Origin of the sequence: Pseudomonas sp. MONT-RG-20F-20-E-7-02 (assembly GCF_022662395.1) — a bacterium.
Classification (GTDB): domain Bacteria; phylum Pseudomonadota; class Gammaproteobacteria; order Pseudomonadales; family Pseudomonadaceae; genus Aquipseudomonas.
In genome coordinates this window covers 71297-89709 of the sequence record NZ_JAKNQN010000008.1, presented here as the reverse complement: position 1 = coordinate 89709, position 18413 = coordinate 71297, and the positions used below count along the sequence as shown (strand labels likewise).

16 protein-coding genes and 1 pseudogene are annotated in these 18413 nt (G+C 59.5%); 8 read left to right on the top strand and 9 right to left on the bottom strand.

The annotated features are described in order from the left end of the window. Window positions 1-200: 200 nt before the first annotated feature. A complete protein-coding gene (gene ycaC / locus L8I05_RS22555) occupies window positions 201-833 on the top strand; it encodes an isochorismate family cysteine hydrolase YcaC (protein WP_242171594.1) in 633 nt (210 codons plus the stop codon). Between the two features lie 124 nt (window positions 834-957). On the opposite strand, the gene L8I05_RS22550 is transcribed toward ycaC, so the two are convergent. From L8I05_RS22550 to L8I05_RS22515, 8 genes are all read right to left on the bottom strand, one after another. Next, window positions 958-2115, bottom strand: coding sequence for a glutathionylspermidine synthase family protein (locus tag L8I05_RS22550; RefSeq protein ID WP_242171592.1), 1158 nt, complete (start codon window positions 2113-2115; stop codon window positions 958-960). 12 nt (window positions 2116-2127) lie between these two features. Beyond that, complete coding sequence (locus L8I05_RS22545) at window positions 2128-2841, bottom strand: DUF1190 domain-containing protein (RefSeq protein WP_242171590.1); 714 nt, start codon at window positions 2839-2841, stop codon at window positions 2128-2130. 18 nt (window positions 2842-2859) lie between these two features. Further along, window positions 2860-3288 carry a DUF350 domain-containing protein gene (locus L8I05_RS22540; RefSeq protein WP_159960214.1) on the bottom strand — a complete coding sequence of 143 codons (429 nt, stop codon included), beginning with the start codon at window positions 3286-3288 and terminating at the stop codon, window positions 2860-2862. Between the two features lie 15 nt (window positions 3289-3303). Continuing rightward, the gene (locus L8I05_RS22535) at window positions 3304-3978 is read right to left on the bottom strand and encodes a DUF2491 family protein (RefSeq protein ID WP_242171588.1); all 675 of its coding nucleotides are present in this window, start codon (window positions 3976-3978) and stop codon (window positions 3304-3306) included. Further along, window positions 3965-4999 (bottom strand): ion channel, encoded by a 1035-nt coding sequence (locus L8I05_RS22530; protein WP_242171586.1) that lies wholly within the window; start codon window positions 4997-4999, stop codon window positions 3965-3967. Before L8I05_RS22530 ends, L8I05_RS22535 begins: the two co-directional genes overlap by 14 nt. A gap of 54 nt (window positions 5000-5053) precedes the next feature. After that, window positions 5054-5614, bottom strand: coding sequence for a rhomboid family intramembrane serine protease (locus L8I05_RS22525; RefSeq protein ID WP_242171584.1), 561 nt, complete (start codon window positions 5612-5614; stop codon window positions 5054-5056). A 93-nt stretch (window positions 5615-5707) separates the two neighbouring features. Continuing rightward, entirely contained in the window at window positions 5708-6406 is a 699-nt protein-coding gene (locus L8I05_RS22520) for a PspA/IM30 family protein (RefSeq protein WP_242171582.1), read from the bottom strand. A 17-nt stretch (window positions 6407-6423) separates the two neighbouring features. Continuing rightward, entirely contained in the window at window positions 6424-7005 is a 582-nt protein-coding gene (locus L8I05_RS22515) for a YjfI family protein (protein ID WP_119741422.1), read from the bottom strand. Window positions 7006-7609: 604 nt separating this feature from the next. Between L8I05_RS22515 and L8I05_RS22510 the strand changes: the two genes are divergently transcribed. Then, on the top strand, window positions 7610-10777 hold the full coding sequence (locus L8I05_RS22510) for a hypothetical protein (RefSeq protein WP_242171580.1): 3168 nt from the start codon (window positions 7610-7612) through the stop codon (window positions 10775-10777). Between the two features lie 60 nt (window positions 10778-10837). Here the strand turns inward: L8I05_RS22510 and L8I05_RS22505 are convergent, their stop codons facing one another. Next, entirely contained in the window at window positions 10838-11869 is a 1032-nt protein-coding gene (locus tag L8I05_RS22505; RefSeq protein ID WP_242171578.1) for a PDDEXK nuclease domain-containing protein, read from the bottom strand. Window positions 11870-12076: 207 nt separating this feature from the next. Here L8I05_RS22505 and L8I05_RS22500 point away from each other — a divergent pair, with 207 nt between their 5' ends. From L8I05_RS22500 to L8I05_RS22475, 6 genes and pseudogenes are all read left to right on the top strand, one after another. Beyond that, window positions 12077-12721, top strand: a complete 645-nt coding sequence (locus L8I05_RS22500) for an NAD(P)H-dependent oxidoreductase (RefSeq protein WP_242171576.1) — start codon at window positions 12077-12079, stop codon at window positions 12719-12721. Next, on the top strand, window positions 12660-13028 hold the full coding sequence (locus tag L8I05_RS22495; protein WP_242171574.1) for a MerR family transcriptional regulator: 369 nt from the start codon (window positions 12660-12662) through the stop codon (window positions 13026-13028). The genes L8I05_RS22500 and L8I05_RS22495 overlap by 62 nt, the downstream gene beginning before the upstream one ends. A gap of 149 nt (window positions 13029-13177) precedes the next feature. After that, window positions 13178-13420 (top strand): exodeoxyribonuclease VII small subunit, encoded by a 243-nt coding sequence (locus L8I05_RS22490; RefSeq protein ID WP_003176346.1) that lies wholly within the window; start codon window positions 13178-13180, stop codon window positions 13418-13420. Beyond that, a complete protein-coding gene (locus L8I05_RS22485) occupies window positions 13417-14304 on the top strand; it encodes a farnesyl diphosphate synthase (protein ID WP_242171572.1) in 888 nt (295 codons plus the stop codon). Before L8I05_RS22490 ends, L8I05_RS22485 begins: the two co-directional genes overlap by 4 nt. 110 nt (window positions 14305-14414) lie before the next feature. Continuing rightward, window positions 14415-16313, top strand: coding sequence for a 1-deoxy-D-xylulose-5-phosphate synthase (gene dxs / locus L8I05_RS22480; RefSeq protein ID WP_242171571.1), 1899 nt, complete (start codon window positions 14415-14417; stop codon window positions 16311-16313). 139 nt (window positions 16314-16452) lie between these two features. After that, window positions 16453-18353 (top strand): annotated as a pseudogene (locus L8I05_RS22475) (TonB-dependent receptor). Window positions 18354-18413 lie beyond the last annotated feature (60 nt).

Here is an 18413-nt window from a genome sequence, read left to right as displayed (position 1 = left end):
TAACAAAAATATTAAACCAATTTCACGCTAAACACCCGTATGCAAAAGCCCAAGATCTTCATTCCGAAAATGCAATTGTCACCTCTAAGTTGACAGTATTATCCCTCCCACCCGATTTATCCCCCATCACCCACCCATTAATCTATGCCCATGTTGAACGCAACGCCCAACCCAACCCAACCAAAAAAAGGATTTCAACCATGAGCACTCCAACCCTCAGCCGCTTGAACAAAGACGACGCCGTAGTCCTGCTGGTCGACCACCAAACCGGCCTGATCTCGCTGGTGCAGGACTTCTCCCCCAACGAATTCAAGAACAACGTGCTGGCCCTGGCCGACCTGGCGAAGTTCTTCAACCTGCCGACCATCCTCACCACCAGTTTCGAGCAAGGCCCTAACGGCCCGCTGGTGCCGGAGTTGAAGGAGATGTTTCCGCAGGCGCCGTATATCGCTCGCCCTGGTCAGATTAATGCGTGGGATAACGAGGATTTCGTCAAGGCGGTCAAGGCGACTGGGCGTAAGCAGATCATCATTGCGGGTGTGGTGACGGATGTGTGTGTGGCGTTCCCGACGTTGTCGGCGCTGGCGGAGGGGTTTGAGGTGTTTGTGGTGACGGATGCGTCGGGCACGTTCAATACCACGGTGCAGCAGGCGGCGTGGAGCCGGATGACGCAGGCCGGGGCGCAGTTGATGAATTGGTTTTCGGTGGCGTGTGAGTTGCAGGGTGACTGGCGCAATGACATGGAAGGGCTGGGGAATTTGTTGTCTCAGCGGATTCCTAACTATCGGAATTTGATGAATGGGTATGCGGCGTTGACGGCGCGTCAGGGCTGAGGCTGAGGGGGGCTGCCACATTTGAACTTTGCTGATTTGAGCATTAGGGCAAGCCCGCTCGCCATCTGACGCGGAGCGTCACAGGAGGCATTCCCACGCGGAGCGTGGGAACGATCAGCGATCATCAGTCGAGGATCAGGTGCGGCAAGAACCGGCTTGAGTCTTTGGTGATCAAGCTATTGTCTTCGCGCACGCCGATGCCGGCGGCTTGATCGCCAATCACCCACGACCCGATCAGCGTGTAGCTGTCGCCAAAGCGCGGCAGCGGCGCGAACTCCTGGAGGATGAACGGCGCATCGGTGTAGGGGCCGTCTTCTTTTACGATCAGGCCGTCGGCGGTTTGCAGTTCGATGTTGGCGCCTTCGCGGGAGAAGAACGGTTTGCGCACCCAGCCCTTTGGCACGGCTTTGCCGGGCTCGGTATCCAGGTGGGACGCGAGCAGGTTGGGGTGGCCTTTGTTGAACTCCCACAACAGCGGCAGGATGCCTTTGTTGGAGAGGATGGATTTCCAGGCGGGCTCGAAAAACTGCGTATCGCACTGGGCAATCGCGGTGCCGAAGGGCTCGTGGAAGATGAATTCCCAGGCGTGCAGTTTAAACAGGTGCGGGATCCAGCGATCTTCGAGGTCGACGAAACGGCCGTCGCTGGTCAGGCCGATGTCTTCGATGTCGATGTGACGTGATTCGATGCCAACCTTTTCCGCGACGAGGCGCAGGTAGTCGGTGGTGCCTTTGTCTTCGACCGAGTCTTTCATGGAGGCGAAGTAGAACGGCTGGTTGACCTGCAATTGGGCGAAGGCCTGGTGCAGTTTGGTGTCGATGCTGTTGAACTGGTCGGCATGCTTGGGCAGCAGGCCGCGTTCGATGCACTGTTCCAGCCAGCCCCATTGAAACGCCGCCGCCTCGTAGAGGCTGGTCGGTGTGTCGTAGTTGAGTTCGAGCAGCTTGGCGGGCCCGCTGCCGTTGTAGGAGAAGTCCATGCGCCCGTACAAGTGCGGATGGCCTTCGAGCCATGAGGTTCGAATCATGTCGAAGAACGGCGCGGGAATGCTCAGGCGTTCCAGCAGCTCTTCGCTCTGAACCACGCGGGCCACGAGGTCCATGCACATGTCATGGATCTCGGTGGTCGGGTCTTCGAGGTCGCGCTCGATTTGCTCGAGCGTGAATTGGTAGTACGCGCGCTCGTCCCAGTAGGGTTCGCCGTCGATGGTGTGGAACAGAAAGCCGAGGCTGTCGGCGGTCTGTTTCCAGTCATGACGCTCTGCGCAGTGGATCTTTTTCATGGCCCGGTTTCCTTAACTGCTCGACCCGCCGCCGCCCCAGCCGCTGCGGGCGCTGGCTTTGCTGCCAAAGCCGCCACGGGAGGTAGAGGACGCCACGGACACCGGCTTGCTGGAGGAGCGCAGCGTGTTGGTGTAATTGCTGCTGCCGTACCTGGCCTGGTTGGACCGGCCGAATGTCGCCCCATTCGAGACCCGCTGGTTGAGCGTCGAAGAGCCGTAATCGCCGCGATCATCGCGGTAGCGGTACACCGGCTCGGAACGGTAGCTGTTGCGATTGTTGCTGAGCATGTTGCCGATCAGCAGGCCGGTCAGCAGGCTGCTGGTGGAGAACCCTGAGCCACCACTGTTCGCTTGGGCGCCGCCGACTTGCGCGTTGGCCGCATCGATTTGGGATTGCGTCACCTGGCCGGCGGCGGTCAGTTCGAAACCGCCCAGCTTGGGGATGAACTTGCCGTTGGAGTCCTGCTGACACCAGTTGGCGACAAAGTCGGCATCGCAATCGGCCTGGCTGTCGTACACCGGGGCAATGCGCCGATGCTCGGCCATGGCCGTCATATAGGCGTCCGAGCACACGTCGACCGGCAGCTTTTCATCGGCGCATTGCTGAACAGACTGGAAGTTGTACTTCTTCTGCAAATCGTAGGTTTTTTCGGTCGGCCCACAGCCGGATATCGCCATCGCGACCGACGCTGCCAGCGACAGCTGGACGTACTTGCTTCGTTTCATCGGGAGCTCCGTGCGCGATCAGTTCTGGGTAGGCGTCATGCACGCGGCATTCAACATGCCGACGCTGATGGCCACGGCGGCCACGTAGATACCGGCCGCGAGTTCGCCGTTCTTGATGCGCTCGGACGTGCCTTTGAGCACCAGGCTGGTCAACAGAAAGGCCAACAGTTGGACGACGGCTGCGATCACCGCCCAGACGACGAAGTCGAGGATGCTGATCGAGTAGGCAATCACGTTGCTGGCCGGAATGGCGAAACCGATGATGGCACCGCCCAGGGCGACCGCCGCCGACACGTTGCCCGCACGGATCAGTTCGAACTCTTTGTGCGGTGTGACGCGGGTGTAGATGAACTGGAACAGCGCGAAGATGACGGCAGCCCCCAGGATGTAGGTGACAAACCCGAACACGGCCGCTTTGTTCAGGGAGATGGAGAGAGCTTCTAGCATGGATTTCTTCCTTTTTTAGAGCGCATTCAGGTCGGTTGTGTACAGCGAAATGCCCAGCGAGGTGCTCAGGCTGATGGTGCCTTCGGCGTCTTCTTCGACGGAAAACAGCAAAAACTCTCGACGATCGGTCAGGCCTGTGTCGCGGGCGTACAGCATCGAACGGTGCTCGACGGTGTAGGCGGTCTCGGGGTTGGTCACCTGCTCGGTCATCGCCACCAGTTCTGTCTGGCCAGCCTCGCTGCCCCACACACGGGCGTATTCAACGCCATCGTGGGTGTAGGTCGGCAGCCCGATCAGGCTTTGTGGCCCGGCCAGCCGACGCAGTTCCGCTTCACTGCTGAGGGTGACGACGCTCAGGTAGTTGAACAGGATCACCGACTCGACCTGCCCGGCGATGTCGCCGGTGGTGTGCACCTGCAGCCAGTAATCTTCGTCGTTCATGTAGTAGCGCGACAGCCAGGTCGATTGCCCGAGGTCAACGGTGCCGTTGGCCCAGATCTCCTGAGAGCCGGGGATCACCACCGTGGTTTTCTCATCGAGCAGCAATTTCAGGCTCGTGTCGAATATCACGCCTTTGCCCGGCGCCAGGCCCAACGGGCCGGTGACCGGCAGGGTTTGGCCTGCGGTCCATTTCGATTCTGTATTCGCTTGCGGGGCCTCAAGCCCCATCAACTGTTTAAACCATCCCATTGGAGATTTCCTTGAGGCGGGTGGAGGCGATGTAGAAGAGTTCGCCGCCTTCAACGCGCGTGGCGCCAGGCGGGTTGATTGACGGTTGTTGAGCGCCTTGGGCGCGATAGCCGATGAGGGTGGCGTTGTGCTGTTCTTTCATCCGGATGTACAGGTCGCCGAACGTTGCCTCAAAGGCCTCGGGCAATTTCATCAGGTATTGGGTGGCGCCTTGCCCCACGCACAGCAGCTCATTGATGACCACTGACGAGCCCGGATCCTGAGAGGCGCGCACCAACATTTCGATGGCCATGCTTGAGGTGCATTCCAGGCTGGGGGCGTAGGAGCTGGCGAGTGCGGCAATTTCACTTTCATTGAAGTGGGCGACCACATGCCCCACAGGGCTCAATTGATTCACCGCCAGCACGGTGGCCAGCGTCAGGTCGTCAGACGGGGTTCGCACCAGCACCCGCTCGGCACCGGGAACACCTGCGCGCCGTAGTAACGCGGTGGAGGACAGGCTTTCGCCTCTGACGAACGCCGCTTTGCCCGGCATCGGGTTTTCGTCCAGCGTGCAATCGCAAATGACGATCAGGTTGTCGTTCGAAGTTTCGTCTTGAAGCAACAACTCAATGACCCGTTCGCTGGTCGCGCCTTCCCAGCCGATGAGCACGGTGTGGCCGACCTTGCCGGTGAAATCGCCTTTGCCCTTCATGCCTTTTCTCCATGCATCGATAACACTGCTGGTGGTTTTGCCGATGGCTGCCGTCAGCAGCGCAATGCCCCCGAGCATGACCCAAGTGGCGACAAAAATTCGCCCCGCCGAGGTCTGCGGTGCGAGGTCGCCATAGCCGACAGTGAGCGTGGTGGTGAGATAGAAGTAAATAAACGTGGCGGGCGCGGTGAGGTGGTGTTCGCCCAGAAACACCAGGCCCAGATACGCCGTGCTCAGGTGTACGCCCAAGGCAATGAGCAGCCCTGCCCAGCCGAAGCGGTGAAAGAGGGAGGCGGCGTAGAGGCGCAGCAAAAGAAAAATCGACATGTCGTCCCTGATTCCCTGGGTACTTGATTCCTGATGACGTCATCGCCTCGGAATTCACCCGGCATTAAACCTGCTGCGCGGCGTAGAGAGAAGTACCTTGGCCGCAATAAACCCGGCGAGCGCACCAAACAGATGACCTTCGAAGGAAATGCCCTGCCGCGGCAGAAAGCCAAGGATCAGGCCGCCATACAGCACCGCCACGACAGCGGCGGTGAACAGGTTGCTCCAGCTCCGGTGGAACCAGGCGCGAGACAGCAGGTAGGCCCATAGCCCGAATACCCAGCCGCTGGCACCGATATGTACGCCGCTGAAACCGAACAGCCAGACCAGCGAGCCGCCCAGCAGAATAATGATCGCGCTGACGGCGATGAACCGGTTGAGCCCTTCGACCATGACCAGGGTGCCCAGTACCAAAAAGGCAATCAGGTTGGCGCTCAGGTGCGCGAAGGACGCGTGTAAAAAAGGTGAGGCGAGGATGCCGAACAGCCCCTGCACCGTTCTCGGGATCAGGCCGAATGCCATGAGGTTGTAACCGGTGGCTACATTGAGCAGTTGCAGCGCGACCATAAACACGGCCAGGCCTGCGATTGTCTTGAAACCCTTGATGGCGTCCATCCTGAACTCGATATAAAGAGGAACACTGTCACTGTGGCGAGGCAGCTTGCTCCCTCGCCACAGGTTATCGGTTGCTCGCCCTATCGTTTATGCTTACTCGGCTGACTTTTGCTTCAGGCGTTCCAGAATCGCATTGGCGCTGCCTGTATCCGGCGTGATGCCGGCGTCGCGCAACTTGCGCTCCAGGTCGGTACCCGTGGATGCCTCAGCCAGTTCATCCTGGGCTTGCAGCTCAGCGGCGCGTTGCTGCTGCTTGGCTTGCAAGCGGTTCAGGGTACCGACGGCGGTTTCCAGCTTGCCGTTGGCACCGCCACTGGCGATGGACGCGCTGACCTGAGCCTTTTGTACGCTCTCGCGCGCCTTGGCCATGTCCACTTGCTGGCGCAGGCTTTTGATCCGGCTTTCGGCCTTGGTGATGTCTTTGCGCATGCCGTCGGCGTAGCCGCCGAACTCGGTGGCCTGCTTTTGCTCGACGTCACGTTCGTTGGTCAGGGTCGAAATGGCTTCGGCCACTTCCATGGCCAGGTCTTCACGATTGGCCTGGATAGCGGCCATGGCCTTGGACTCCAGGTCCTTGATCTTGGCGTCGTACTCGCCGACGCGATCAACCGCGAGTTTGTGCTTGGCCATGATGCTGACCAGCTCACGCTTGGCATTGGCCAGCGCCGTGTCAGCGTCACGAATTTCCTGGTCGAGGATGCGCAGGGCTTGTTGATCAACGATCGATTCGCCGACTTCGCTGGCACCGCCACGCAGCGCGGTGAACAATTTGCTCCAGATGGACTGAGTCATTGGATACTCCAGAATAATTAGTTGAAGAAACGTTCGAAGGCTTCGCTGGCGCGCTGCACGTTATCAACCAGGGTTTTCACCTCGGTCACGATGTTGGTCAGGCTGGAGTCGGAACTCAGTGCGCCGAACATGTTGTAAACAACTTGCCCGTTAGGCATGGACTCGATACCGATCGAAGACAACGGGAACATTTCCCGGCTGCGCAGCACCGCGTCATTGAAGGCGGTTACGTCGTTGATGGACTCGACGTCGACCAGCACGGTGTCCACGATGATCTGCTCGCCCACTACCGCGATGTAAATCGGCAAGCCCCCGAAGTCGTTCATTTCCAACTTGATGCTGGATTCGGCGCCTTGAACGAGAGAAAGCGTAATGTCGTTGGAAACCACTTCATCCAGAGCCTGAAGCGCTGTGAAGAGGCGATCGATATTCCAGTTGGTACCTGCGCTCATGAAATTCTCCGACATGAATGAGCCAGCCAGAATCGGTTGGCGAAGCTGTTTCTCCATCTGCTTGAGCAGGCTTCGGTTTTCGGGAAGCACCCAAGTCTCGTGTTTCACATAACCGGCGGCTGCCAGGCCCGCGCGCATCTGCTTCATGTAAAAGCTCGACGGCTTTTTCGCGGGCGACTTCAAGCGCTCTCCCTTGCGGCTTGCTGAATCGGTATCGGGCCCTGCTGGCGGGCTCGATGGAGAGCTGCTTTTCATGGTACTGACCTCGTTGTGAAAAACTCACGCGTGAGAAAATCTACAGGTAATTCTCGGCCCACTCAATAGCTCACGCGTGAGATTTTTCCTGGTGTTTCCGCTCGACCTAAATGCCCCCCCCGCCCAAGGCTGTCACGACAGCATCGCAATCTGATGAACGGTTATTCGGCGCTGACACCGCATCAACACTGCGCTTGCCGCGCTCTACGATAAGCCTGCCTTGAACGGTGGGCTTTTTTGTGTGCGCTTGCCTTACTGCATAAATGTTCCCAAATAGCCCTGGCGTTGTGAATTGTTGTGAAGGCTTTGCGAATTGAGCAAAAGTCCGTGCTAAGTTCCGTGACGTTGCAATTCACAGCATTCTTGCACAGCGGCCTGCCAACTAAGGTCGCCCTCTTGTTATTCAATAAACAGCCTCGGGTAGTTAACCAGGAAGTTGTGCGACCCTGCGCGTTTTAAAAGTGGCCGGCGCAACAATTACATCAGGAGAAGCACCATGGTAGCGAAGGTAGAAACGACCCCAAAGGACGCTGCGGTCACGAATAAAAGCTCCGTTGCTGCCTGGGAAAAATCGGTCAAAAAAGCCGCTGCGCCGAAGGATGAGTTAGGTAAAGGCCAGAAGCGCCCCGAAGGTGATACGCGCTCGGCCCAGCAAATTATTGATGACACGCCGCTGCTGGCCAAACTCGGTAATCAGAGTGGGGTGAAGGACAACCTGAAAAAGCAGGTCGGCGATTTTGAGAAGGACGCGGATGCGGCTTACCGCGCCTCCAAAGTGCTGGAGCATGTCGAATACGTCGACGAAGACGGCAAGCTGACCGATGGCAAGGACGTCGGCAACAGCAGCATCGACGGTTTTACCAAAGATGGCGAGGCGCGGCATGGCACTGAGGCGGGCCGCCTGCAGGATTTCGGCAAGTATGGCTATTCGAGCCTGCGCGGCGAGGTGGTGAAGTCGGATTTGGGCGATCAGCAGAAGCGTCCCGACGGTGATACGCGCTCGGCCAAAGAGATTATCGACGCAACGCCCCTGCTGAAAAACCTTGGCAACCAGAGCGATGTGAAGGACAACCTCAAGAAGCAGGTGGGTGACTTCGAGAACGACGCCGACGCCGCGTATCGCGCCACCCAGGTGCTGGAACACGTGGTGAGCCTCGATGAAAACGGCAACTTGCTGACCGGCATCGATGCCAGGAATAAAGACAACGACAGCATTGATGGCTTCACCAAAGACAAGGAAGCCCGCCACGGCACCGAGGCCGGCCGCTTGCAGGATTTCGGCAAGTACGGCTACTCGAGCCTCAAAGGCGACCTGATGCACGTCAAAGACGCCACCCATTCCGACAAGGCCGCGCCGCCCGATGAGCCGCAAGACGTACAGGCCCTGCGTGACAAGTACAACATCCCGACCTTCGGCGCCGAAGGGCTGATGGACATGGAGTTGCCCAACGACAAGACCGTGGGCGGCCAGACGGCCGAGAACTTTGTGCAGGGCATCCGCGATGACATCAAGAGTGGCAAGCTGGCCGAAGACTCGGATGAAGCCAGGATCGTCAAGCTGATGGACGCCCAGGCCGCGCTGGACAGTGGCTATGACCTGTACGGCTACGCGGAAAGTATCAATCTGGGCAGCGGCACTTACCGTGAGACGGATAAAACGCCGACCAAGTTGAACGGCAAAGATGTGAAGGAAATGGTCGACGAGGACAAACTCGCCAAGGAAATTTCCACACTGATGGGCAAGGAAGGCATTAAGGACCGTTACGACGCTGAACTAAAGAAAAGTGTCGGTAGTTTGTCGGAAGATCGGTTAAGTGAAGTGCGCGAACAAGTGTTCCCGGCACTCTTCAAAGATGGCACGCGTGAGGCCAACTTGAACTTTGAAGACTATGTAATTGCCATGAACGATTCGGGTGATCCGAAAAAATCTGAAACGGCTGAGTTGGACGTGGACCGCTATTTCGAGTCGCTGCGCATTCTGGAACCCGACAGCTACACCGCGCGCCGTCAGACGTTTGACCAGAACATGATGACGCACCAGCTCAACACCTACATGGAAAACCCCGACAAAGTCTCGCCGGAAAATGCCGAAAGTGGCCTGAAGGCTTCGTTCACGATGATCAAGGGCGGTATCAACGCCGCTTTGGGTGGCCTGGACAAGGGCGACAAAGCCTACGACATGTACAAGAAGATGAAGGATGAGATCGACATCCTCGACGGCCATATCAAAGGCCTGACCCCGGCAGAAAACAAACAGATCGCCGCGGCCATTCGTCTCGCGGCTGCCAGCGGCGACCCGAAGGCCATCGACAAGGTGGTCGACACCCAATTGAAGGGCCTGGGCGCCAATCGCGAGGCGGCCGCCGGCTCCTTGAAGACCGTGCTGCACACAGCCAGCTCCACCGGCGGGCTGAGCGCCATGGCGGGCACGATGAACCTGGTCAGCGGCGCGCTGCAGCTCGCCAACGGCGGCGGCAACATGACCGACGACCAGAAAATCGCCGCCGCGAAAGACCTGGTGTCCGGTTTGAGCTTTACCAATGACTTTCTCAAGTTCGGTTCGAACATCGTAGAAACCCTGGGTGGCACTAAAACCTATGACCCGGCCGTGGACAAAGATGGCAAGGGCCCGCCGAAAATCAAAGCCACTGAATGGCTTGGCCTGATCGATGAGAACCTGCCGGATATCTGGGGCAAGAAAACCACGGAAAAATCTGACGCATTGGCTGCCTCCATCAGTACCCGTGTCAAAGAATCTTCCGAAACCCTGAAGAAACTCGATGTGGGCAACCTGTCGGCCGATGAGGTCAAGGAATACGACAACGCCGCCAAGTCCCTTGGCGAGCAGATGGGCGTCAAGGACATCCCCGGCAAAGGCACCCCGGCGTCAAAATCCGAAATCGCCATCGCCTCCGGGCGCTCGTTCCTGCGCTTTATGGGCGGTGCCGGCCTGGACTTGACCGGCGGCGTGATGGACATTGTTTCCGGCGCGCGCAAACTGAAAAACGCCAAGACCGCACTGGAAAAAACTGACGCGGCCTTCACGCTGGGCGGTGGTGCGTCCGGCACCGGTATGGCGATCGCCAATACCATCGCGATGTTCGCCCCCAAAGGTGCTCACCTGGCTGGGAAGCTGGCCGGTGATGTTGCCGCAACCGTGGTCCGCGGGCTTGCCATCGGCGCCCGCATTGCAGGGCCGGTTTTCGCCGTGGCCGGTGTGATCTTCGGGGTAGCAGGCACGCTGATTGCCGAAGCGGTCGAGCACGCCAAAATGCAAAAGCTCACCGATTCCCAAGGCAAGTTCTTCAAGGACCTCGCCGACGCCGGCGTGACCAAGGACGACTGGGGCGACAAGCTCGAATACGCGCGTTATGCCACCTACATGTACGGCGGCCGCGACACACCGGACGACAAATCGATGTTCGAGTACCAGTCGGATGAGTGGAAACACTTCAAGGAAACCGAAGACAAAAAAGGCAGCTCCCTGGCGCGTCTGGCGCCGTACCTGCACAAAGACAGCGACCCCGACAGCAAAAACCTGTGGGAGAAATTCCTGGCGGGCGGCACCAGCTCCAGCGGGCCGCACGGCAGTGAACGGCACACCGATGACTGGCGGCCGTGGGGCAGCACGGACATGGACACGGGCAAAAAGGAAAGGGCCTGATTTTATCCATTCAACGGTTACAGCCTGGCCTGAACGGCAGGCTGTGACCGTTATACGCACCTAGCCTGCCAGCTCCCGCTCAATCTGCTCAATGCTTGGCAAACTTGTTTGCAGCTCTGCCGGTAACGATTCCACCAACTGATATTCCGCCACGCCGATCGGCCGGTTGTTGTCGCGCAATGCGTATTCAGCCACCACTTCATTTTTGCTCTTGCATAACAACAGGCCGATGGTGGGCCCGTCCTGCGGGTGTTTAAGCTGGGCATCCACTGCCGACAGGTAAAAACTCAGCTTGCCGAGGTGTTCAGGCTTGAATTTGCCTGTCTTGAGTTCGATCACTACGTAGCAGCGCAGCTTCAGGTGATAGAACAACAGGTCGACGAAGAACTCATCACCGCCAACATCCAACAACACCTGCTGGCCGACAAAGGCGAAACCTGCGCCCAACTCAAGCAAGAAGTCGGTGACGTGCTTGATTAACGCGTTTTCTATATCGCGCTCCTGTGCATCCAAAGCCAGGCTGAGGAAGTCGAAGCGGTAAGGATCCTTGAGCGATTCGCGCGCCAGGTCGGATTGGGGCTTGGGCAAATGATCTTCAAAATTGCTGACGGCCTTGCCACTGCGCTCCAGCAGGCGATGCTCGATTTGCATCACGAGGGTGTTACGTGACCAGTTGTGTTCAATTGCCTGGGCGATGTACCACCGGCGCGTTTCGGGGCCGGGGAGTTTGTCTAGAAGCACCACATTGTGGCCCCACGGCAATTGTGCAGCAGCCTGTTGCACAAATTCGGCATTCGGCCACGCCTCGGCAAAAGCGCGCATGTATTTGAGGTTGCGCGGCGAAAAGCCCTTCATCTTGGGGAAGGCCGCGCGCAAGTCTTGGGCAAGGCGATCAACCACCTTGCTGCCCCAACCCTGCGCGGCCTGACGGGTCAGAATATCGTGGCCGATCTGCCAGTAAAGCAGCACCAGTTCGCGGTTCACCGCCAGCGTCGCCCGCTGTTGGGCCGTCTGGATGCGCAATTTAAGATCGCTCAGCCAGTCGCTGTAGCCCACAGGAGGCGTGATCAAGCCGATAGAGGTTTCGCTCATGCCCGTTTCACTCTTGACTGGAGGGGCACAGGCTAGTCAGTGGTTTTTACTGTCACAAGGGGCTGCGAACGGTTCAGGAAGGGCCTTGCACAGATCACAGAAACGTCCTGCTGGCCTTTGCAAATCGGCGCATTGCGGCGCCGTGCCTTGACTCTCCCCTATACAGCACACCCTACCCTGAAAGGCCCACTTTCAGGCTTCGGCACCATGACTCAGCGCATCTTGCTCATTCTCGGCCACCCCTCCAGCACCAGTTTCTGCTCAGCCGTTGCTGACACCTACATTCACGCGGCGAAAATCGCCGGCCACGAGGTCCGCGTCCTGCGCCTGGGCGGACTGGCTTTCGACCCGGTCCTGCATAACGGCTACACCCAGCCCCAAGCCTTGGAGCCCGATTTGCTCAGCGCCCAAGCCGATATTCTCTGGGCGACTCATCTGGCGTGGGTTTTCCCGATCTGGTGGGGTGGCATCCCCGCATTGATGAAAGGCTTCATCGACCGCATTTTCCTACCCGGCTTTGCCTTCAAATACCGTAAGGGCAAGGCATTCCCGGATAAGCTGCTGCAGGGCCGCACCGCCCATTTATTGGTGACCCTGGACACGCCGCCGTGGTATTACCGCTGGGTCTATCGCATGCCGGGCATTCATCAGGTGCGCAGCACGACCCTGGCCTTTTGCGGCATCAAGCCGACCCAGACGCTGATGTTCGGACCGGTACTGGGATCAACAGCGACGCAGCGCGAAAAGTGGCTGAAACAGGTCGGCGCACTATTTGAAAAAGGGAGTTTTCATGTACATCGGCAAAGCCGCGCAACTGTCGGGCACGACCATCAAGGCGATTCGTCACTATGAGGCGATTGGACTGCTGCCAGCGCCGCAGCGGGAGGGCCGTTATCGGGTCTATTCGGCGCAAAGCGTCGAACTGCTGACGTTGATCAAATGCGCCCAGCAGTTGGGATTCAAGCTCAAGGAGTTGCAAGGGATCTTGCACGGGCATCAGGGTGATAGGTTGCCCTTGGAACGGGCAGACCAGGCCATCGCCAGCAAAAAGCAGGAGCTGGCCGGGCAGATTGCCGGGTTGCAGCGGATGCAGGCGCAGTTGTTGGCGTTTGAAGCGCAGCTCAACGACGCGCAGGGGCAGTGTTCGAGTGGGCGCTGAGCCGAATAAAAGGCGTAATCGGCTCACAAAATGAGCCGAATAAGCATTTTACTCGACTCAATAGAGGATCACTGACGCCCCACTCATTTGCCCAGAATCCGCATGTCTGCTAGTGTCGCGCCGGTTTACCGTCTACCGGAATAGCCGCCATGGCCCGCAAAAAAGTAGCACTCGATTTCGAACAATCCCTCGCCGACCTGCAAACCCTGGTCGAGCGTCTGGAGAACGGCGAGTTGTCGCTGGAAGACTCGCTCACGGCGTTTGAGCAAGGCATCGGCCTGACTCGCGACTGCCAGAGCGCGTTGGCGCAGGCGGAGCAGAAGGTCCAGGTGTTGCTGGAACGTGACGGGGAGTTGGCCGAAGAACCTTTCGATGCGGAACAGCCCGAATGATCGACGCGTATCAGGCCAGTAGCCAAGCCCGAGTGAATGCGGCGCTCGAGCCCTTGTTTGTTGCGCCAAGCCCCGAAATGAATCGCCTCTATGAGGCCATGCGCTACAGCGTGATGAATGGCGGCAAGCGCGTGCGCCCGTTGCTGGCGTATGCGGCGTGTGAAGCCCTGGGCGCCCCCGCCGAGCAGGCCAATGGCGCAGCGTGTGCGGTGGAGCTGATTCACGCCTACTCCCTGGTGCATGACGATTTGCCGGCCATGGACGACGACGATTTGCGTCGCGGCCAGCCGACCACCCACAAAGCCTTTGATGAAGCCTATGCGATCCTGGCCGGTGACGGCTTGCAGAGCCTGGCGTTCAGCGCGTTGCTGGACCCGCGCTTGAACAGCGTCAACGCCGAGATAAGCCTGCGCATGGTGACGGCATTGGCCCTGGCCGCAGGCCCGGCCGGCATGGTCGGTGGGCAAGCAATCGATATGGGCTCGGTCAGCCTCAAGCTGGATCAACATGCCCTCGAACATATGCATCGCCACAAGACCGGCGCGCTGATCGAGGCCGCTGTGCACCTGGGCGCCCTGGCCAGTGGCCGTGCCGAAGCGCCACAATTGGCGGCACTGCAGACCTATTCGCGGGCCGTCGGCCTGGCATTCCAGGTGCAGGACGACATTCTTGACGTAGAAAGTGACACTGCAACCCTGGGCAAACGCCAAGGGGCGGATGCCGCCCGCGATAAACCGACCTATCCGGCGCTGCTTGGGCTCGACGCGGCCAAGGCGTATGCCCTGGAACTGCGCGACCAGGCCCTGGACGCCCTGCGACCTTTCGACGCGGCGGCCGAGCCACTGCGTGACTTGGCGCGGTATATCGTCGAACGCCGCCACTGATAAGTGCGGCCATTGCAGCCGCATATCGGCCAAGTTCGGCGCTCTGCGTGGGCAGTTTGCACCGCTTGAGGTAAACTGCCGCCTCTTCTATACCTATAACGATTCGCCTGATGCCCACGACGTTTCAAGAGATTCCCCGCAAGCGCCCGTCCACGCCCCTGCTCGACCGTGCTGCCACGCCGGACGGCCTGCGTCGACTGGGTGAAGCCGAGCTGGAAACCCTGGCCGATGAGTTGCGCCTGGAATTGCTCTACACGGTCGGTCAGACCGGTGGGCATTTCGGTGCCGGCTTGGGCGTCATCGAGCTGACTATCGCCCTGCATTACGTGTTCGACACCCCGGATGACCGGTTGGTGTGGGACGTGGGCCATCAGGCGTATCCGCATAAAATCCTCACCGGCCGTCGCGAGCGCATGGGCACCCTGCGCCAGAAGGACGGCCTGGCTGCCTTCCCGCGCCGCTCCGAAAGCGAGTACGACACCTTCGGCGTCGGCCACTCCAGCACCTCCATCAGTGCAGCGCTGGGCATGGCCATTGCCGCCCGCCTGCAAGGCAGCGAGCGCAAAGCGATTGCGGTGATCGGGGATGGCGCGCTGACCGCCGGCATGGCGTTCGAGGCGCTGAACCATGCGCCGGAAGTGGACGCCAATATGCTGGTGATCCTCAACGACAACGACATGTCGATTTCGCGCAATGTCGGTGGTCTGTCGAATTACCTGGCAAAAATTCTTTCCAGCCGCACCTACGCCAGCATGCGCGAAGGCAGCAAGAAAGTGCTCTCGCGCCTGCCCGGTGCGTGGGAAATTGCCCGACGTACCGAAGAATATGCCAAGGGCATGCTAGTGCCCGGCACGCTGTTCGAAGAGCTGGGCTGGAACTACATTGGCCCGATCGACGGCCATGACTTGCCCACCCTGATCGCCACGCTGCGCAACATGCGTGACCTCAAGGGCCCGCAGTTCCTGCATATCGTCACCAAAAAAGGCAAAGGCTTCGCCCCGGCGGAAGTCGACCCGATTGGTTACCACGCGATCACCAAGCTCGAACCTGTGGACGCCCCCGCCGCCGCGCCGAAAAAAGCCGGCGGGCCGAAGTATTCCGGTGTGTTTGGCGAATGGCTGTGCGACATGGCTGCCGCCGACCCGCGCCTGGTGGGCGTTACCCCGGCGATGAAGGAAGGCTCCGACCTGGTGGCGTTCAGCGAGCGTTTCCCGCTGCGCTATTTCGACGTGGCGATTGCCGAGCAGCACGCGGTGACATTCGCTGCCGGCATGGCCTGCGAAGGCGCCAAGCCGGTCGTGGCGATCTACTCGACCTTCCTGCAGCGCGGTTATGACCAGTTGGTGCATGACGTGGCGGTGCAGAACCTCGACGTGCTGTTCGCCATCGACCGCGCCGGCCTGGTCGGCGAAGACGGCCCGACACACGCCGGCAGCTTCGACTTGTCCTACTTGCGCTGCATCCCCGGCATGCTGGTGATGACGCCGAGCGACGAGAACGAACTGCGCAAGATGCTCAGCACCGGCCACCTGTACAACGGCCCGGCCGCTGTACGTTACCCGCGCGGTAATGGCCCGAATGCAGTGATCGAGAAAGACCTTGAGCCGATTGAAATCGGCAAAGGCATCGTACGTCGCCAAGGCAGTAAAACGGCGTTCCTGGTGTTCGGCGTGCAATTGGCCGAGGCGCTGAAAGTCGCCGAGAAGATTGACGCGACCGTGGTCGACATGCGCTTCGTCAAACCGCTGGACGAAGCCCTTGTGCGCGATATCGCCGCCAGCCATGAGCTGCTGGTGACGGTTGAAGAAAACGCCATCATGGGCGGCGCCGGTGCGGCAGTCAGCGAGTTCCTGGCGCGGGAGAACATCCTCAAGTCGGTGCTGCACCTGGGCTTGCCGGATGTGTACGTTGAACACGCCAAGCCGGCGCAGATGCTCGCGGAATGCGGGCTGGATGAAGCCGGGATTGAGGCGTCGGTGCGCGCGCGCATGGCGCTGCTGGGTCTGTAGAAACCGGCCAAAAAATGTGGGAGCTGGCTTGCCTGCGATAGCATCACCTCGGTCTTACTGACAAACCGAGGTGCCTGCATCGCAGGCAAGCCAGCTCCCACATTGGTTTTGTATTGCTGATAAATGCTATGGACAGCCCATGAACCACCTTCGCTTTGCCCTGCCCTTGCTGCTGCTCCCCGCCCCCGACCTGCTGGCCGATTCGTTCGAGCGCGACGACGCGCTGAAACTCCCCGACGTAGTCATAAGCGCCAACCGCCAGGTACAGGCGCGCAACGACAGCAGCGCCGCAACACGGTGTTCACCCGTGATGACATCGACCGCCTGCAACCCACCAGCGTGACCGACCTGCTCAGCCGCGTACCCGGCGTGCAAGTGGCGCCCACCGGTGGCCGCGGCAGTTTGCCGGGCATCTATATTCGTGGCACCAAAACCGCACAAAGCCTGGTGCTGGTCGATGGCCAACGCATCGCCAACACCACCTCCGGCGACAGCGGGCTGCAATACCTGAACGTCGATCAGATTGAACGCGTGGAAGTCCTGCGCGGGTCGCGCTCGGTGATCTACGGCAGCGATGCGATTGGTGGGGTGATCCAGATATTTACCCGACGCAATGCCGAACAGGGCCTGCAGCCACGCTTGAAACTCGGGTTTGGCAGCCGCCAGACCTGGGAACGCAGCCTTGGCCTTTCCGGCGGGGATGAACACACGCGTTTCAACCTGGGCGCGAGCCTGGATGACACGGCGGGTATCAACTCAACGCATGAGTCGTTTCCCAGCGACGGCGACCATGATGCCTATCGCAATCAATCCATCAGCCTCAACCTCAGCCATGCTTTCAGCGACGAACTGGAGGTTGGTTTCAATCTGTTGGATAACCGTGGCAAGTCAGAGTACGACAACAGCTTCGGTCGCTACGACGCCGTGACCCAGCAAACGGTCGGGCAAAAGCCCTACACCGACTACGCCGTCAGCAGCGCCAGCGGTTATGTCGACGCCAGGCTCAACGAGCACTGGCAATCGCGCCTGGAGCTGGGCCACAGCGAAAACCGTGATACCAAGCGCGATAAGCTCAGTGACGCTTTCAGCGTGTTCAATACCTATCGCGACTCGGTCAACTGGCAGAACGACCTGACGCTCAATGACCAGAACGGCCTGATTCTCGGCGGCGACTGGTACGAAGATCGCTTCCACGGCTCCAGCACCTTCACCGAAAACAGCCGCTGGAACCGGGCCGCCTTTGTGCAGCATCGCTTCCACGGCGAGTGGTTCTCCACCGAACTGGGCCTGCGCCGCGACCAGAACCAGCAGTTCGGCGGCCAGAACAGCTGGAGCGGCACCCTCACCGTGCCGATCAACCCCGACAATGACGTGCTGCTGAGCTACAGCGAAGGCTTTCGCGCGCCGACCTTCAACGACCTTTATTACCCGCTGACGCAGTACAGCAACCCTGACTTGCAGCCCGAAACCTCCAAAAGCTACGAGCTGCAATGGCGCAGCCAACTGAGTGAAAGCACGCGCCTGGAAACTTCGCTGTACCGCACAAACTTGAGCGACGCGATCATTCTCGACAGCAACGACAAGCCGCAAAACGTGGCGTCGGCGCGTATCAACGGTTTTGAGGCGGCACTCAAGCAAGAACTGTGGGGTTGGCAGGGCAACCTGGGCGTCGCATTCGTCGACCCGCGCGACCGCGATACTGGCCACACCCTGGCGCGTCGCGCGCGGCGCACCTTGAGCCTGGACCTGGACCGGCAATTCGACACGTTGGGCGTAGGTGCCAGCTGGCAAGCCATCAGCCGCAGCTATGACGCTGAAGACAACCGTAATCGCCTGGGCGGTTATGCCTTGCTGGGGCTGCGTAGCAGTTGGGCGTTGAACCGGGAAGTATTGTTGTCGTTGAAGGTCGATAACGTTCTGGACAAGCGCTACGCCCGGGCGATGTACAACTATCAGGACCCGAACTTCCAGAACAATCAGCATTACCGGGAAGAAGGCCGCACCTGGATGGTTGGGGTGACGTGGACGCCGGACATTTGACCAGCGCCCCTCTTTGCGAGCCGGCGCACTCTACCGCTTGAAGGCAGTCATCGTTCAAAT

Excerpts from the sequence above, each read along its gene's own strand:
- ycaC (WP_242171594.1), top strand. The coding sequence starts at position 201 with ATGAGCACTCCAACCCTCAGCCGCTTGAACAAAGACGACGCCGTAGTC.
- L8I05_RS22550 (WP_242171592.1), bottom strand. The coding sequence starts at position 2,115 with ATGAAAAAGATCCACTGCGCAGAGCGTCATGACTGGAAACAGACCGCC.
- L8I05_RS22545 (WP_242171590.1), bottom strand. The coding sequence starts at position 2,841 with ATGAAACGAAGCAAGTACGTCCAGCTGTCGCTGGCAGCGTCGGTCGCG.
- L8I05_RS22540 (WP_159960214.1), bottom strand. The coding sequence starts at position 3,288 with ATGCTAGAAGCTCTCTCCATCTCCCTGAACAAAGCGGCCGTGTTCGGG.
- L8I05_RS22535 (WP_242171588.1), bottom strand. The coding sequence starts at position 3,978 with ATGGGATGGTTTAAACAGTTGATGGGGCTTGAGGCCCCGCAAGCGAAT.
- L8I05_RS22530 (WP_242171586.1), bottom strand. The coding sequence starts at position 4,999 with ATGTCGATTTTTCTTTTGCTGCGCCTCTACGCCGCCTCCCTCTTTCAC.
- L8I05_RS22525 (WP_242171584.1), bottom strand. The coding sequence starts at position 5,614 with ATGGACGCCATCAAGGGTTTCAAGACAATCGCAGGCCTGGCCGTGTTT.
- L8I05_RS22520 (WP_242171582.1), bottom strand. The coding sequence starts at position 6,406 with ATGACTCAGTCCATCTGGAGCAAATTGTTCACCGCGCTGCGTGGCGGT.
- L8I05_RS22515 (WP_119741422.1), bottom strand. The coding sequence starts at position 7,005 with ATGAAGCAGATGCGCGCGGGCCTGGCAGCCGCCGGTTATGTGAAACAC.
- L8I05_RS22510 (WP_242171580.1), top strand. The coding sequence starts at position 7,610 with ATGGTAGCGAAGGTAGAAACGACCCCAAAGGACGCTGCGGTCACGAAT.
- L8I05_RS22505 (WP_242171578.1), bottom strand. The coding sequence starts at position 11,869 with ATGAGCGAAACCTCTATCGGCTTGATCACGCCTCCTGTGGGCTACAGC.
- L8I05_RS22500 (WP_242171576.1), top strand. The coding sequence starts at position 12,077 with ATGACTCAGCGCATCTTGCTCATTCTCGGCCACCCCTCCAGCACCAGT.
- L8I05_RS22495 (WP_242171574.1), top strand. The coding sequence starts at position 12,660 with ATGTACATCGGCAAAGCCGCGCAACTGTCGGGCACGACCATCAAGGCG.
- L8I05_RS22490 (WP_003176346.1), top strand. The coding sequence starts at position 13,178 with ATGGCCCGCAAAAAAGTAGCACTCGATTTCGAACAATCCCTCGCCGAC.
- L8I05_RS22485 (WP_242171572.1), top strand. The coding sequence starts at position 13,417 with ATGATCGACGCGTATCAGGCCAGTAGCCAAGCCCGAGTGAATGCGGCG.
- dxs (WP_242171571.1), top strand. The coding sequence starts at position 14,415 with ATGCCCACGACGTTTCAAGAGATTCCCCGCAAGCGCCCGTCCACGCCC.